General features: G+C 56.3%; 16 protein-coding genes and 2 pseudogenes. 14 read left to right on the plus strand and 4 right to left on the minus strand.

Going from position 1 to position 14,728, the window contains the following annotated elements:
- Positions 1-63: 63 nt before the first annotated feature.
- Positions 64-834, minus strand: a complete 771-nt coding sequence (locus AABB29_RS15135) for an alpha/beta hydrolase (protein ID WP_341366122.1) — start codon at positions 832-834, stop codon at positions 64-66.
- Positions 835-1,008: 174 nt separating this feature from the next.
- On the opposite strand from AABB29_RS15135, the gene AABB29_RS15140 reads away from it, so the two are divergent.
- The 3 genes from AABB29_RS15140 (at position 1,009) to AABB29_RS15150 (ending at position 4,435) form a co-directional block, all read left to right on the plus strand.
- Positions 1,009-1,749, plus strand: coding sequence for an RNA methyltransferase (locus tag AABB29_RS15140; protein WP_341366121.1), 741 nt, complete (start codon positions 1,009-1,011; stop codon positions 1,747-1,749).
- 79 nt (positions 1,750-1,828) lie between these two features.
- Complete coding sequence (ctaA, locus tag AABB29_RS15145) at positions 1,829-2,965, plus strand: heme A synthase (protein ID WP_341366120.1); 1,137 nt, start codon at positions 1,829-1,831, stop codon at positions 2,963-2,965.
- Positions 2,966-4,435 carry a carboxypeptidase M32 gene (locus AABB29_RS15150; RefSeq protein ID WP_341366119.1) on the plus strand — a complete coding sequence of 490 codons (1,470 nt, stop codon included), beginning with the start codon at positions 2,966-2,968 and terminating at the stop codon, positions 4,433-4,435.
- Position 4,436: 1 nt separating this feature from the next.
- Here AABB29_RS15150 and AABB29_RS15155 read toward each other — a convergent pair.
- Positions 4,437-5,231, minus strand: a pseudogene (locus tag AABB29_RS15155) (enoyl-CoA hydratase); the annotation flags it as partial.
- 43 nt (positions 5,232-5,274) lie between these two features.
- Here AABB29_RS15155 and AABB29_RS15160 point away from each other — a divergent pair.
- Positions 5,275-5,694, plus strand: coding sequence for a PaaI family thioesterase (locus AABB29_RS15160; protein ID WP_341366118.1), 420 nt, complete (start codon positions 5,275-5,277; stop codon positions 5,692-5,694).
- A gap of 49 nt (positions 5,695-5,743) precedes the next feature.
- On the opposite strand, the gene AABB29_RS15165 is transcribed toward AABB29_RS15160, so the two are convergent.
- Entirely contained in the window at positions 5,744-5,971 is a 228-nt protein-coding gene (locus AABB29_RS15165) for a DUF1127 domain-containing protein (RefSeq protein WP_341366117.1), read from the minus strand.
- An 85-nt stretch (positions 5,972-6,056) separates the two neighbouring features.
- Between AABB29_RS15165 and AABB29_RS15170 the strand changes: the two genes are divergently transcribed.
- From AABB29_RS15170 to AABB29_RS15205, 8 genes are all read left to right on the plus strand, one after another.
- Positions 6,057-7,481, plus strand: coding sequence for a PLP-dependent aminotransferase family protein (locus AABB29_RS15170; RefSeq protein WP_341366116.1), 1,425 nt, complete (start codon positions 6,057-6,059; stop codon positions 7,479-7,481).
- A 147-nt stretch (positions 7,482-7,628) separates the two neighbouring features.
- Positions 7,629-8,090: a 50S ribosomal protein L13 gene (gene rplM, locus AABB29_RS15175; protein ID WP_341366115.1), complete on the plus strand. Its 462-nt coding sequence runs from the start codon at positions 7,629-7,631 to the stop codon at positions 8,088-8,090.
- Complete coding sequence (gene rpsI / locus AABB29_RS15180) at positions 8,090-8,587, plus strand: 30S ribosomal protein S9 (protein WP_341366114.1); 498 nt, start codon at positions 8,090-8,092, stop codon at positions 8,585-8,587. Before rplM ends, rpsI begins: the two co-directional genes overlap by 1 nt.
- A gap of 147 nt (positions 8,588-8,734) precedes the next feature.
- Positions 8,735-9,226 (plus strand): ATP-grasp fold amidoligase family protein, encoded by a 492-nt coding sequence (locus tag AABB29_RS15185; protein ID WP_341366113.1) that lies wholly within the window; start codon positions 8,735-8,737, stop codon positions 9,224-9,226.
- 86 nt (positions 9,227-9,312) lie between these two features.
- Positions 9,313-9,471, plus strand: a complete 159-nt coding sequence (locus tag AABB29_RS15190) for a hypothetical protein (protein WP_341366112.1) — start codon at positions 9,313-9,315, stop codon at positions 9,469-9,471.
- Positions 9,472-9,520: 49 nt separating this feature from the next.
- Positions 9,521-10,393 (plus strand): ABC transporter permease, encoded by an 873-nt coding sequence (locus AABB29_RS15195; protein WP_341366111.1) that lies wholly within the window; start codon positions 9,521-9,523, stop codon positions 10,391-10,393.
- Positions 10,390-11,190: an ABC transporter permease gene (locus tag AABB29_RS15200; RefSeq protein WP_341366110.1), complete on the plus strand. Its 801-nt coding sequence runs from the start codon at positions 10,390-10,392 to the stop codon at positions 11,188-11,190. The genes AABB29_RS15195 and AABB29_RS15200 overlap by 4 nt, the downstream gene beginning before the upstream one ends.
- Entirely contained in the window at positions 11,187-12,263 is a 1,077-nt protein-coding gene (locus AABB29_RS15205; RefSeq protein WP_341366109.1) for an ABC transporter ATP-binding protein, read from the plus strand. Before AABB29_RS15200 ends, AABB29_RS15205 begins: the two co-directional genes overlap by 4 nt.
- Before the next feature lie 466 nt (positions 12,264-12,729).
- On the opposite strand, the gene AABB29_RS15210 is transcribed toward AABB29_RS15205, so the two are convergent.
- On the minus strand, positions 12,730-13,947 hold the full coding sequence (locus AABB29_RS15210) for a multidrug effflux MFS transporter (RefSeq protein ID WP_341366108.1): 1,218 nt from the start codon (positions 13,945-13,947) through the stop codon (positions 12,730-12,732).
- 105 nt (positions 13,948-14,052) lie between these two features.
- Here AABB29_RS15210 and AABB29_RS15215 point away from each other — a divergent pair.
- Positions 14,053-14,181, plus strand: a pseudogene (locus tag AABB29_RS15215) (TetR family transcriptional regulator); the annotation flags it as partial.
- Positions 14,182-14,247: 66 nt separating this feature from the next.
- A complete protein-coding gene (locus tag AABB29_RS15220) occupies positions 14,248-14,625 on the plus strand; it encodes a TetR-like C-terminal domain-containing protein (RefSeq protein WP_373636920.1) in 378 nt (125 codons plus the stop codon).
- The last annotated feature ends 103 nt before the right edge of the window (positions 14,626-14,728 follow it).

Consider the following 14,728-nt stretch of genomic DNA (forward strand, 5'->3'; position numbering starts at 1 on the left):
GTTGTAGCCAGAATGGCATGGCTTGGCTATGCCCCAGCCGCCTGCGACTGTCTGAATTGGCGCCTAGCGCCATGGTGCGACCTGCGCAATCGCCTCGGCCAACCCGGCAGGATTGTCCAATCCCATCGCATGGCCAGCATGTGGGATCACGAAGGTTTCCACCCCATGCGCGGGCAAGAGGTCCAGATTAGGGTCGGGCAGATTATTCTGACCAATAAAAAAGCTCTTTTTGCCGCCGTGGGCATACAGCAGTTCCCGCCAGCTTTGCTGTCCGCCTTGAACCAATGATCGGGCGCCGCGATAGACCGCACGCGGATCACTCGCGCGCAACGTTGCTGCCCATGCGGTATTGCCGGTCTCAAGGGCCATTACGATGATGCGATCATGCCCCTGATCACAATAGGCCTCTTCAGTGCCGGCTGCGATGGTCTTGCTCACCAAGCCGATCCCTGGGTCCAAATTGGATTCAGCCAGGATAAGATGGGCGACTTGTCCATCCAAAAGATGCGCGGCCTCAATCGCGACGGCACCGCCCATGCTGTGTCCGAACAGGTCAAAAGACCCGAGATCCAGCGCCTGCACAAAAGCGGCCAAAGCAGCGGCGTGGTCACTGATGCTGTAACCAAAGGCCTTGGGCCGGTCACTATATCCAAAACCATACAGATCAAGCATCAGCACATGCCGATCGGCCAGTGGGGCCGTTTGGACGACATTCGGAAATTCGTAAGATGCCGCGCAGCCTAGCCCATGAAGCATCACCAGCGGTCTGCCTGCCCCGTCACGTTCATGATAGCGCAATGCACCATCATATTGAGGAAAATCGCGTGATTTCACATGCGGCTCCAGTTCGATTTTATCCAGCCTGTGTCCTGGATGAGAAAGGCGCTTTCTCATCGTTTTGAATGGGCATTGCAAGGACATGTTGGCGGGGCCAAGCCCGTGCAGGCTCATGCCTTGCTTTGCACCGCACTGCGCCGTATCACGCCGCAGATTGCAAGAGGAAACCAGATGCCGAATCCCGATCCCCAACCTGCCTTTGTTCTGATCCGGCCGCAGATGGGTGAAAACATCGGGGCGGCAGCGCGTGGGATGTGGAACTTCGGATTGGATCGGATGCGGATTATCGATCCGCGTGATGGCTGGCCCAATCAAAAGGCGGTTGCCATGGCCAGCGGGGCCGGGCGTCTTTTGGATGAGGCGCAGATCTTTCCAGACACGCCTGCGGCCATCGCAGATTGCGATTATGTTTATGCGACCACTGCGCGTCCGCGCGGGCTGACCAAGCCGGTTCTGTCCCCAGAGGCCGCTATGCAGGATGCGCGGGCACGGATTGCAGCGGGATCGCGGGTCGCGGTGATGTTCGGGCCTGAACGCTCTGGCATGGAAAACGACGATATTGCCCGGGCGAATGCGATCATCTCGGTCCCGGTCAATCCTGCGTTTCCATCGCTTAATCTGGCGCAATGCGTGCTTTTGACAGGATATGAGTGGCAGCGCGAGGCGCTGCCGGAAGCGCAGACGCGGGTCGATGCCTCCGGCGACTGGGCGGCGCAGATTGAGATCGAAAAGCTGAGCCAGCATTATGAAGAGCGGCTCGAGACGGCCGGGTTCTTTTTTCCAGAACACAAAGCGGCCAATATGAAGCAGAATCTGCGCAATCTGTGGTCGCGCATGCCGCTGACCCGGGCAGACACGCAGATGCTGCACGGGATCATGCGGCAAATGGTGCGCTGGAAGGAAAGAGACTAGCGTCATCCGCGTCACCCTGCCGCTTGCGACCTTGGGCCAGCGCGCATAAGTTCCGGCAAAGCAGGCAAAAAGGTCTTCCATGCCCACAAAACGCAGTATTTTTGAAGAGGTTGGCGATACGCCCAAACAAACAGCCGCCCCCGGCGTGATTGACCGGGGCGGGCAGGGCGCGCGCGGTGCGATCCGCGTTTGGCTGATGGCGCTTTTTGCCTTGGTGGTTGTCATGATCGTTGTGGGCGGTCTGACCCGGCTCACCGATAGCGGCTTGTCGATTACCGAATGGAAACCAGTGACCGGCGCGATGCCTCCGATGAGCGATGCTGCTTGGGCCGAGGAATTCGACAAATACCGCGCAATCCCTGAATATCAGTTGCAAAACGCGGGCATGAGCCTTGCTGAATTTAAGGTGATCTATTGGTGGGAATGGGGGCACCGGCAGCTTGGCCGCGTTATCGGGCTGGTCTGGGCCGCAGGGTTCCTCTTTTTCCTCGCGACCAAAAAGATCCCAAATGGCTGGACGGGGCGGCTGATCTTCATCGGTGCCTTGGGCGGATTGCAGGGCTTTATCGGTTGGTGGATGGTTTCATCCGGGTTGGAAGAGGGGATGCTGGACGTGGCCTCTTACAGGCTGGCGGCCCATCTGGGTTTGGCCTTTGTGATCTTCGGGTTCATTGCCTGGTATATTTACCGCCTCGGGCGTTCGCAGGCCGATATTCTACAGGCGCGGCGCAGCGGTGATACCGGTTTGGCCAGGCTATCGACAGCCCTGATTTGCGTGACGTTCTTGCAAATTGTCTTGGGCGCGCTGGTCGCTGGCATTGATGCGGGGCGCGCATATCCGGACTGGCCGCTGATGGCGGGGGGCTTTTTGCCGCCGCAGCCTTTCGACCTGGTTCCGATCTGGCGGAATTTCTTCGAAGATGACGGGCTGGTGCAATTTGTGCACCGTATGGTTGGCTACGGCCTGTTCCTGTTTGGTCTTTTCGTCTGGGCGCGGGCCCGCAAATCGGCCAATGGGCACACGCGGCGCGCGTATCATCTGATGATGGGAATGATGGTTCTGCAGATGGTCATTGGCATTGTCACCGTCATTCACTCGGCGCCCTGGCATATCGCAATCTCCCATCAATTGGGCGCCGTGATCCTGTGGGCGCTGGTCCTCTACGCCCGGTTCCTTGCACAATATCCTATCCCCCAAACAATCCGAGGCAATTAAATGACGGCATATCAAGAGCTGATGGCGTTTCAACGCGAGACCGAGGCACTAAGCCAAATCGCAGGCCGCCTTGGCTGGGATCAGGAAACGATGATGCCGGAGGGCGCGACCCCGCAGCGCGCTGAAGAACACGGCGCGATGGCCAATATCCTGCACGCGCGCCGGATCGATCCGCGCGTTGGCGACTGGCTTGAGACGGCCGTGCCCGCCGATGACGTGGCCCGGGCCAATTTGCGACATATCAAACGCAGCCTTGATCGGGCCTCAAAGGTGCCTGCGCGCCTTGCTGCTGAGCTGGCCAAGACCACATCACTGGCGCACCGGACATGGGCACAGGCCCGCGCCGATGAAGACGTACCCGCCTTCTTGCCGATTTTGCAAAAGGTTGTGGATTTGCGCAAAGAAGAAGCTGCGGCCATTGCAGGTAACGCCGATCCCTATGATGCATTGCTTGATGATTATGAGCCGGGCGCGACCGGGGCCAGCCTTGCGGCGATGTTTGATGCATTGCGCCCCCGGTTGGTCGCGCTGCGTTCTGCGATCCTGGATAAGCCCGCACCGCAGACCCTGTCGGGCGAATTTGATGAGGCAGCGCAACTTGCCTTGTCCGAAAAGCTTGCGCTGGCATTTGGTTACAGCGTTGCAAATGGGCGGATTGATAAGGCGGTGCATCCGTTCTCATCGGGTTCGGGGCTGGATGTGCGGATCACAACCCGCACTTCGCTGACGGATCCATTCAACTGCTTTTATTCGACCGTGCATGAGGTCGGCCATGCGGCCTATGAGCAAGGCATTGATCAGGCGCATCTTCTGACCCCATTGGGCCGGGGCGTCTCGATGGGCGTACACGAAAGCCAAAGCCGTATCTACGAAAACCAGCTGGGCCGTAGCCGGGCCTTTACGAGCTGGCTTTATGGGCAGATGCGCGATGCGTTTGGTGATTTCGGCATCGCTGATGAGGGGGCGTTTTACGCAACCGTAAACCGGGTCAGCGATGGGTTCATTCGCACCGAGGCCGATGAGGTGCAATATAACCTGCATGTCCTGCTGCGCTTTGATCTTGAGCGTGCGTTGATGGCCGGTGATCTGGCGGTCAACGATCTTGAGGCTGCGTGGAATGACCGGTTCAAGGCTGATTTCGGCTATGCGGTCGATAAGCCTTCGAACGGGGTGTTGCAGGATGTGCATTGGTCCGAAGGTCTGTTTGGTTATTTCCCGACCTATACATTGGGCAATGTTTATGCGGGCTGCCTGCATCAGGCATTGCGCCAAGCTGTGCCAGAGCTGGATGATCAGCTGGCGCAGGGCGACACATCGCAGGCAACGGGCTGGCTTCGGACGCATTTGCAGCAATTTGGCGGGTTACGCAGCCCAGCGGATACCATTCAGCACGCCACAGGCAACGCGCCCAGCGAGGCGCCGCTGTTGGATTATCTGGATGCGAAATTCGGGGATATCTACGGGCTCTAGGTTATTGGTCCCAGTCGGGATCACGCTTTTCCAAAAAGGCGTTGATCCCTTCATTGGTCTGGGTCTCTAGCATGTTTTGCACCATGACATCCCCGGCATAAGCATAGGCCTCGGCCGTGTTCATCTGGGCTTGGGCGTAAAATGCGGATTTGCCGATTTCCACGGCGGCAGGCAGCTTTGATGCAATCGCACCTGCCAGCTCTGTCGTTTCGCGCTCTAACGCGTCGGCATGAACCGCCCGGTTGATCAGACCCAGTTCCTGCGCCTCGCGCGCATTGATGAACCGGCCTGTTGTCAGCATTTCAAACGCGGCTTTGCGGCTGATATTGCGGGTGAGCGCGACCATCGGGGTAGAGCAAAAAAGGCCAATATTCACGCCGTTGACGCCAAAGCGGGCCTCATCCGAGGCGATAGCCAGATCGCAGGTGGCCACCAATTGGCAGCCCGCAGCCGTCGCAATGCCGTGCACCTGCGCGATGACAGGTTGGGGCATGGATTGAATGGTTTGCATCATTGCCGCACAGCGCGCGAACAGGTCTTGAAAATAGGCCGCGCCACCATCAGGGGTCTGTCGTCCGGCCTGCATCTCTTTCAAATCATGCCCCGCACAAAAGGCCTTGCCCGCACCGCGCAGGATAACGGCGCGCACGCGGTGATCTTTGGAAATCTGATCCAGTGTGCCTTGCAAAGCGGCCAGCATCGCATCTGATAAGGCGTTCAGCCGGTCCGGTGCATTCAGGGTCAGTGTCGCGATCGACGCAGCGTCGTGCCGCTCAAGGATTGTCATTTGCGGCCTCTCATGGTCCGTTTGACGTCAGGTTAGGCCGGGGAGGGCGGTAATGGAACCACAGATGGATATCCCGGCGCTGCAAAATTTCGTGGCGCGCGAATTTCCACAATTGGGTGATGATTTCACGATTGAGGCGCTGACTGATGCGGGGGTGCGGGTGCGCTTGAATGTGGGCGAACGGCATTTGCGCCCTGGGGGGACGGTGTCGGGCCCGGCGATGTTCGCGCTGGCCGATGTGGGCATGTATCTGGCGATCCTGGCGCGGCTTGGGCCGGTTGCTTTAGCGGTGACAACCAATTGCGCGATTGACTTCATGCGCAAACCGGCTGCAGAGGCGGATATGATTTGCGACACAAAACTGCTGAAGCTGGGCCGCGTTTTGGCGGTGGGGGATGCGTTGCTTTATAGTGTCGGGCAAGACGCACCGGTAGCGCGTGCCTCTTTGACCTATTCCATTCCGCCTAAATGAAAAAGGGGCCGGAGAATATCCGGCCCAGTCAGGAAGATAGCAGGAGGGGTTAGTCCTGCCAGAACGGTTTGGACGCTTCTGCCTGGGCAGAGCTGCGATCCAAACCGATATCGCGAAGCTGATCGGGCTCCAATGTCTTCAATGTGCGGCGGGTTTTTCGGCGCGTGTCCCATTTAACCACGGCCACCGCGAACGTGACCGCGAGGCGGGCCAATGCAGGCATATGCACCTGGGCGTTCAGAATATTGATTTGCGCGGTGTGGAGCGCGTGTGACATGGGACAACTCCTTCAATTGTATTGACACAAAATAGCATTATGCTATGCCGTATTGATACAAATTGGCGTGCGAAGGGTCCAATAAATGATTGTATCGGGTACAAAATGGGAGGAAGAGCTGCGCCGCGCAGGGCGCTCTAAGTACAAAGCACTGGCCCGTGCCATCCGTGAAGGAATTGTATCAGGACAATTGCAGCCTGGGCACCGGCTGCCAGCTGTACGCGATCTGGCGTTTGAGGTCGCGATGACCCCAGGAACCGTGGCGCGCGCCTATAAACTGCTGATTGATGAGGGGCGTTTGACTGCAGGGGTTGGCAAGGGCACGTTTGTGTCCGGCAGCCAACGCGCGCCGCAGGCGGTTGTGCCCGGCACGCCGATCCTGCACGACCCGGTCTATGATATGCATGCGCGGGCACATCTACTCAGCCCGAAAATGCCTGATCTCGGACAGTCGGAAATGATCCGCGAGGCGATGCGCCATGTGGCCGCCCAGACCGCACCGGATCAGTTATTGCGCTACCCGAGCCGCGATACCGATCTGCCTGCACGGCTGGCATTTGCCAAAACGCTGAGCGCCGATCAGGTGGGCAGTTTCACGGTCGATGATATTGTTGCGGCCCATGGCGGGCAAAGCGGGATCATCATGGTGCTGCAAAGCATCCTGCGCGGACCCAGCCCAATCATCGCCGTGGATGAGCTTAGCTATGGCGGCTTCCGTTCGGCGGCGATGCTCAACCGGGCGACCTTGGTGGGCATTCCATGGGATGATCAGGGGCCGCGTCCGGATGCGTTTGAACTGGCAATCAAGGAAAAGGGTATTCAGGTTTTCTGCACCTCTGCCGAGGTGTGCAACCCAACGGTTCTGGCGACATCGCCGGCCCGACGGCTGGAAATCGTGCGGGTGGCCGAACGCTATGGCGTGCATATCCTGGATGATGATTGCTACCGGCTGATGCAGACGCGCTACATCGGCCCCAGCTACCGGCAGCTATTGCCCGAGCTGGGTTGGTATGTGACCTCACCCTCTAAATCGATCACAGCGTCTTTGCGGATCGGTTTTGTGATCGCCCCCCATGGTTGGAGCGGGACATTGCAGCGCACGGCAGCTTTTGGATCGTTCGGGATTAGCCGCCTGGTAACCGATGTCTACGCGCATGTGGTCGCGCAGCCCGGCTTTGATCAGGTCATCGATGGGGTGAAGGCCCGAATTCGGCAAGATATCCGTGCTGCAGTGAATATGCTGGGGCGCTACCGAATGAACTGGGCCGAGGATGTGCCGTTCTTCTGGCTCGACCTGCCGGAAGGCTGGCGGGCAGGGGAGTTCTGCCAGGCGGCAGAGACCGCAGGGGTGCTGGTCAAATCCGCCGAGGATTTTGCCCTGCGCGACAGCCGCAGCGTCCATTCGGTGCGGGTGGCCGTGAATGGGTTGGTGTCGCATCAGCGATTTTGTGAGGCATTGCAGGTCTTACGCGAATTATTGGACAAACCGCCAGAGCGGATCGTTGTTTGATTGGGGTATAATAATACCTAATTTGCAACCCATTGTTTTCAATTGAATAATTCAATCATATGGCGCTTGACTGCATCGCGCACCCCACTATAACGCCCAAATCCGAATGACAGTGGCCCCGTGCCACCCCAACGATATTGGTGAGATATGAAAACCTTTACCGCAACCCCGGCGGATATCGACAAGAAATGGATCCTGATCGACGCCGAGGGCGTTGTTCTGGGCCGTCTTGCCTCGATCGTCGCTATGCGCTTGCGCGGCAAGCACAAGCCGTCTTTCACGCCCCATATGGATATGGGCGACAACGTGATTGTCATAAATGCTGACAAAGTGCAGCTGACCGGCAAGAAGCGTGATGAAAAATACTATTGGCACACTGGCCATCCTGGCGGCATCAAGTCCAAGACCAAAGCCGAGATCCTGGAAGGTGCCCACCCTGAGCGCGTCGTGATGAAAGCGGTTCAGCGCATGCTGCCCGGCGGTAAACTGTCCCGCAAGCAGATGACCAACCTGCGCGTCTTCGCCGGTGCCGAGCACGGTATGGAAGCCCAGAAGCCCGACGTTCTGGACGTTAAGTCCATGAACAAAAAGAACACGAGGACTGCATAATGGCCGATCAAGTAAACTCGCTCGAAGAGCTGGGCCAAGTTGCCGAAGGCGTCGAAGCGCCCGAAGCTGTGGTTGAAACTGTGACCCTGCGTGAGCCTGTTCGTGACGAACTGGGCCGCTCTTATGCAACTGGTAAGCGGAAGGACGCGGTTGCCCGTGTCTGGATCAAGCCAGGTTCCGGTAAGGTCACTGTGAACGGCAAAGAGATGAACACCTATTTCGCCCGCCCTGTTCTGCAGATGATCCTGGCGCAGCCTTTCACTGTTGCTGGCGTTACTGGCCAGTTCGACGTGATGGCAACTGTTAAGGGTGGCGGTCTGTCTGGTCAGGCTGGTGCGGTCAAGCACGGGATTTCCAAGGCGCTGCAGCTTTACGATCCGTCCTTGCGCGGTGCGTTGAAGGCCGCTGGCTTCCTGACCCGCGACAGCCGTGTGGTTGAGCGGAAGAAATACGGTAAGGCGAAAGCCCGTAAGAGCTTCCAGTTCTCCAAGCGTTAATCGCTTTGAGGAAAAAATTTTCGAAAAGGGCGGTCCGATTGGGCCGCCCTTTGGCATTCTTAGGGACGTTTGGGTGTCGAATAACTTGCTTTTGGGCGTCAAACACAGCATTGCATCCGAAGCGACGGCCCAAGACCGATTTTTTGAATGGCGAATATCAGAGATCTGAAAATTAATGCCATTCCGTATAATCGTTTGGGCGACCGCTTTATTGCATGGAAAAAATTTGTTGCGCGGCACAGGCGTTTACCGTCCAAGCATAAGATGCTCTGGAACGATGTGCTTTACCGGCTAAAGACATCCGATGCGATCCTTGATCCGTTGCGTGTCTTTGTCTCGGACAAAGAACACGTCAAGGATTACGTCCGGGCGATTGTGGGGGACCACTACAATGTACCGACCATTGCGGTAATTCGGGATGCTGCCGCGTTGCATGACTTTGCCTTTCCTGATGAGTGCTGCATCAAGCCCACCCAATCCAGCGGACAGGTGATCCTGCGCAAAAACGCTGCGCCGATTGATATCGATCGCATTGCCGGCTGGTTCAATCTGAACCAATATTATGCAGGGCGCGAGATCAACTATCGCTATCTGGGGATCGGAGGAATGACCCCGATGCAGAAACTGAAAGCAGCTTAGATTCTACTGATGCGCCCCTCTAAAAATGGGGGGATTACCTTGGGATCAGCATGTCAGTGACATGGGATTGTGTAGTCCAAGCTTTTTTGAAACGTGATCGCATCAACGCGTCGCAACGTAGCGCCGTGACGGCCAAGACACTCGAGGACAGTCCTTTGGCTGATCGGGTCCGCCAACGCGACGCGCTGATATTTGATCAGTTTTATGGCGATGAATGGTCCGGCACCGCAAAGAAACCAGTATAACACTCTGTTACTGGTTGATTTTTTATCCAGAGATCGCAACGATTGTTGAATGTGGCGTAGTTTGACAAGTAGTGAAGCAGGGCGCGGGCTAGCAATGATTAGCCCGCCATTTCTTTACGCGCTTGTGATGCTCGCCTTCCCCATGGCGGCGGTCGTCCTGTTCAGCTTCTGGACACAGGATTTTATGGCGCTCGACACGACTTTGACGCTGAATAACTACCGCGAGATTGCCGAAAAGCCGATCTATTTTGCCCTGCTTCAAAGGTCGCTTTATGTTTCGGCCTGTGTCACAGCAGTGACCGTTTTGCTGGCATTTCCCGTCGCTTATTTTGTGTCGTTTCACGTGCGACCGGATCGAAAATCACTTTGGCTCTTCCTGATCACGATCCCGTTCTGGACCTCTTACCTGATCCGGGTGTTTTTGTGGAAAGTGATCCTAGGCTATAATGGCGTCATTAACACCGGGCTTATCAATGCCGGGCTGATCGACGCGCCGCTGACCTTCATCCTTTATAACGTCAATGCGGTGATCATCACCTTGGCCCACGCCTTTGCACCCTTTGCCATCCTGCCGATCTTCGTGGCGCTGGAAAAGATCGATCGGTCGTTGCTTGAGGCGGCGCAAGATCTTGGCGAAAGCAGGTTCACGACGTTTTTCCGGGTGACATTGCCCCTGGCTATGCCAGGTGTCGTTGCGGCCGTTCTGATTGTCTTTATCCCGACAATCGGGGATTACGTCACGCCCGAGCTGATGGGCGGGGCAGGGGGAAAGCTGATCGCCAATATGATCCAGACGCAGTTTCTGGCGCTCAATAACGCGCCTCTTGGTGCGGCTTTAGCGATTGTTGCGATGCTTTGTGTCACTGCGATTGCGCTTGCATTCATCCTGATGAACCGGCGCTGGCTTAAGGGGCGATCATGAGCCTGCGCATCTATGCCATTATCTATCTGGTGTTTCTTTACGCGCCGATCGCCTTGCTGCCTGTCTTTGCATTCAACGATGCAACGATCATCGCCTTTCCATTGACCGGTTTTACAACGGACTGGTTTGCTGAATTATGGACCAACACATCGCTGCATGCGGCGGTCAAGAACTCGGTCTTTATTGCGGTCATGACAGCGTTGTTTTCAACGTTGCTGGGCATCTGCGCCGCCCGGGCGGGCGCGATGGCCCATTTCCCAATGAAGGCGGGGATCATGGGGTTCATCATGCTCCCCTTGGTTTTGCCCGAGATTATCGTGGCCGTGTCCTTGCTGGTTGTGGTTGTGCAGATCTTTGATTTAGGCCTGTCGAATTGGACGATTATCGCGGCGCATGTGTTGATCTGTACGCCGTTTTGCATTGCGATTTTGAATGGTGCGTTTCAAAATCTCGACCCGTCAATGGAAGAGGCGGCGATGGACCTGGGCGAAAGCCGGTTCGGCGCGTTTCGCACCGTCACGCTGCCTTTGGTGATGCCGGGGATTATCTCATCAATGCTGATCGCATTCACGATCAGTCTGGACGAATTCATCATCGCATTCTTTCTATCAGGGGTCAGCCCAACCATGCCGGTTTACATCTGGGGCCTGCTGCGTTTTCCAGCCTCTTTGCCGGTGGTGATGGCGCTTGGCACGCTTCTTGTTGCATTGTCGATCATCTTGCTGACATGCGCAGAAATTCTGCGCTGCAGGGGGCTCGCCCGCGCCGGCGTCAAAGACAAAGGGGGCTTTTTGTGAGCGCTTTGATCACGCTGAATGGCGTCAATAAATACTATGGCGACTACCACGCGTTGCGCGATATCGATCTGACCATTGATGAGGGCGAGTTCTTTTCTCTGCTCGGCCCGTCGGGCTGCGGCAAGACGACTTTGCTACGCACGATTGCGGGGTTTGAGGCGGTATCTGGCGGCACCGTCGCGATCGGCGGTAAGGACATGGCCGGGGTGCCGGCCAATCTGCGTCCGACAAATATGGTGTTTCAATCCTATGCCATTTTTCCGCATCTCAGCGTGGGTGAGAATGTCGCCTTTGGTCTGCGCAAACGTCCTGATATCGACCGGAAAACCGCGGTGCCGGATGCTTTGAAGATGGTCGGGCTGGCCGGGTATGAGGGCAGGGCGGCACATGCGTTGTCAGGTGGACAGCGGCAACGTGTAGCGCTGGCCAGGGCGTTGATTCTTAAGCCAAAAGTCTTGTTACTGGATGAGCCGCTTTCAGCGCTGGACAAAAAGATGCGCGAGCAGATGCAGGTTGAGCTGATGCGCCTACAGCGCCATGTCGGGATCACCTTTATTCTGGTCACACATGATCAGGAAGAGGCGCTGGTGATGTCCGACAGGATCGCGGTGATGTTTGAAGGGCGGATCGGGCAATTGGCGGATGCGGAAACGCTATACAGACGGCCGCGAAACCGTGAAGTTGCTGATTTTATTGGAAAAATGAATTTTCTGGATGCCCAGGTTCTGTCATCCGGTCCCGTCATTGATCTGGACGTTCAAGGGCTTGGCCGTTTGCAGATTGATGCAGAACAATCGCCCGAAAACATCGGCGCGCATCCTGCCGTTGTCGGGATCAGGCCCGAGACGTTGGGTATCCTCTTTGAAGGCGAAAGCACGGATCGCAGGGTGATTGACGGCGTCGTTGATGAAGTCGTCTATTATGGCGATATGACCTATTATGATATTCGCATTCCGGGTGTCGCGGCGCCGCTGAATATCGCCATGAAGAATATCATCGGGCAGCCCGTTCTGGATGTGGGCGAGGCGGCGAAAGTGATCTGGGACGAACGGTCTTTGGTTCTGCTGAAATAGACCGTTTCGCCTATATGGCGCGCGTACAGATCCTGTACAGATGGCGTACATACACGGGCAAGGGATTGTCTGGGTGCTGCGATTGAACACCGGTGCGGACTTGCGGCACAATTTGCCTGATCGGCTGGCTGCCAACCATTCCCGAACAGAACCCGGCCGGTCGGTCGCGTCGAATGTTGCGGCAGATATTTGGAGAACCGTCAACGATGGGCTGCCCGGTTCCAACCTGTCGAGGCGAAAGTCGGACCAAAAAAGAGCGATCAGATTAGCGCCGATTGCCTGAAAGCTGCCATTGTCGCAAAATGCAGCGAAAGACGACATTGAGCCCGTTTTACCGCGTTTCTGCATCGCAGCCAAAGTCCGGTTTCAGAATACGGGCAACACAATCGCTGGACTTTGGCCTGAGGTTTCAGTTTTGAGACATGAGTGCGCGACAAAGCTAGGCGCAGGGTAGGCGACTTTATTATTACGGCATCGCAACCGAACTTGTGTGTGGCCGGCCAACAAATGCGTAAAACAGGATCGTCGCAAAGCAGGCCGGCACCAAGAGCCCAAGCGCCATTGGAAGAGCTGTCTGAGTTCCGCCTAAAGCCACGCAGAATGACACCAAAAATGCGATGGCAAACTGGGTTGCACCCAGCAGGGCGGATCCCATCCCGGCGCCTTCACCGGACAGCTCCATCGTCATCGACATTGCGTTTGCTGAAAGCAGCCCAACCACGCCAATCGATACCCATAGAGGAAAAGCAAAGACCCATAAGGTGTATGAGCCTGATACGAACGCGAGAACCGCCGTCGAAGCGACAAAGATCGGCAGGCCGACGCTGATCACCTGTGCAGGATTAAAGTGGTTGAGCAAAATGCCGTTGATCTTGCCAAAAATGATCAATGCGGTAGCAATCACAGCAAACATGATCCCAAATTCAAGCGAACTTAGCCCGAATTTCCCTTGAAATACCCCTGATGACCCAGTGATGAACGCAAACATCCCGCCTTGAATAAGGCCCGATACCAACGCCATAACGACAAATTTTGGCTTCGAGAGCAGCGTGAAAGCTGTCCGCCCTCCATCGATGAAGGGCCGGGTTTTCCGCGCTGACGCCTTGAGCGTTTCAGGCAAGATAACGAAAGCCATTGCGAAGGCCACAGTGCTGATAAGGGCCATCACAAAAAAGATTGATTGCCAGCCGAGTGTTTCAAGCAGGAGACTGCCCAAAGTTGGCGAAACGATCGGCCCAACCGTCATCAGCATGACAAGCACCGTCATCACTTGAGCCGCACGGCGCCCCTCATACAAATCTCGCACGATGGCGCGTCCAACGACCATACCTGCGCTGGCACCGATCGCCTGCACGAAACGCAATACATTGAACCACGTGATATCGTGGACCAGCGGAAGGGCCACCGACGTCGCCGCGAACAACGCGGTCCCAATCAAAAGCGGCCCTCTACGACCGTAAGTGTCCGCGAGCGGGCCAAGCATAAGCTGCCCCACACAGAGCCCAAGAAAGAAGATCGACAAAGAGAATTCTGCCCCAGCATGACTCGACCCCATTGAGGTCGCCAGATCGCCGAGCGCGGCAAGGTACATATCGGTCGCCAATGGCGGGAACAAAGACAAGAGGCCCAGCGTCACCGTTATGGCCATGGTTCGGTTGATTTTGGGGGCTGAGAGTATAATCATATTGGCTCCAGATCTATTAGTGGACTTCGGTCTACTTTGTGAATAATAGACTGCTGTCCAAAAAGTAAAGGCAGGGGGGACTGTGCAAATGAACAGGAACTGTGCATGAATACGCAAAGTACGAGCGGACGTCCGGTGAGCATCCAAGCGGGTGCAGCTCTGAAGGAGGCCGCACTGCGTCTCGTGCGGGCACATGGATACAATAAGGTATCGATCGCGGTCATCGCAAAGGAAGCTGGGGTTGCGCGCCAAACGCTTTACAACCGATGGGATACCAAAGCCGACCTTATCCTTGATGCTTTGTTTGACGACGCCGAAAACTATGCGGCGGCTCCTTCGTTGGAAGATGGGCGGGACATCCGTGTTCTACTTGAAGAATTTCTGTTGAACATTTTTCAATACGTGACCGCCAATGGTGACATGATGCGCGCACTTATCGCGGCTGCCCAACACGATACGGCGTTTCACAGTTCGTTTTACGCTAAGTTTGTTTTGCCCCGAGACAAGATGATCTCAGATTTGCTGAGGCTTGCGCAAACGCGCGGAGAGTTTTCACCGGAGCGCGATGCAGAGCTGGTTTCGGGCTTTATACACGGGGCATTCTGGTACCGATTGCTAAACCGAAAGCCACTGGATGCTCGTTTTGCGAGGGCTATTGTATCAGATGTATTTGGTTGAACGAGCGAACTTTACAGCCAGACTGCCATGCCTCACCAGTTGGGGGGAGTGTCCAAACTGCCTTTGTGACGCAACTTCGATATCAATGGATCACCAACGCAAA

Origin of the sequence: Yoonia sp. BS5-3, from assembly GCF_038069655.2 — a bacterium.
Lineage (GTDB): Bacteria > Pseudomonadota > Alphaproteobacteria > Rhodobacterales > Rhodobacteraceae > Yoonia > Yoonia phaeophyticola.

What these genes read in the sequence shown, in the direction of transcription:
- AABB29_RS15140 (WP_341366121.1), top strand. Translation starts at nt 1,009, where the DNA reads ATGCCGAATCCCGATCCCCAACCTGCCTTTGTTCTGATCCGGCCGCAG.
- rpsI (WP_341366114.1), top strand. Translation starts at nt 8,090, where the DNA reads ATGGCCGATCAAGTAAACTCGCTCGAAGAGCTGGGCCAAGTTGCCGAA.
- AABB29_RS15200 (WP_341366110.1), top strand. Translation starts at nt 10,390, where the DNA reads ATGAGCCTGCGCATCTATGCCATTATCTATCTGGTGTTTCTTTACGCG.
- AABB29_RS15160 (WP_341366118.1), top strand. Translation starts at nt 5,275, where the DNA reads ATGGAACCACAGATGGATATCCCGGCGCTGCAAAATTTCGTGGCGCGC.
- ctaA (WP_341366120.1), top strand. Translation starts at nt 1,829, where the DNA reads ATGCCCACAAAACGCAGTATTTTTGAAGAGGTTGGCGATACGCCCAAA.
- AABB29_RS15185 (WP_341366113.1), top strand. Translation starts at nt 8,735, where the DNA reads ATGGCGAATATCAGAGATCTGAAAATTAATGCCATTCCGTATAATCGT.
- AABB29_RS15210 (WP_341366108.1), bottom strand. Translation starts at nt 13,947, where the DNA reads ATGATTATACTCTCAGCCCCCAAAATCAACCGAACCATGGCCATAACG.
- AABB29_RS15170 (WP_341366116.1), top strand. Translation starts at nt 6,057, where the DNA reads ATGATTGTATCGGGTACAAAATGGGAGGAAGAGCTGCGCCGCGCAGGG.
- AABB29_RS15150 (WP_341366119.1), top strand. Translation starts at nt 2,966, where the DNA reads ATGACGGCATATCAAGAGCTGATGGCGTTTCAACGCGAGACCGAGGCA.
- AABB29_RS15195 (WP_341366111.1), top strand. Translation starts at nt 9,521, where the DNA reads ATGTGGCGTAGTTTGACAAGTAGTGAAGCAGGGCGCGGGCTAGCAATG.
- rplM (WP_341366115.1), top strand. Translation starts at nt 7,629, where the DNA reads ATGAAAACCTTTACCGCAACCCCGGCGGATATCGACAAGAAATGGATC.
- AABB29_RS15165 (WP_341366117.1), bottom strand. Translation starts at nt 5,971, where the DNA reads ATGTCACACGCGCTCCACACCGCGCAAATCAATATTCTGAACGCCCAG.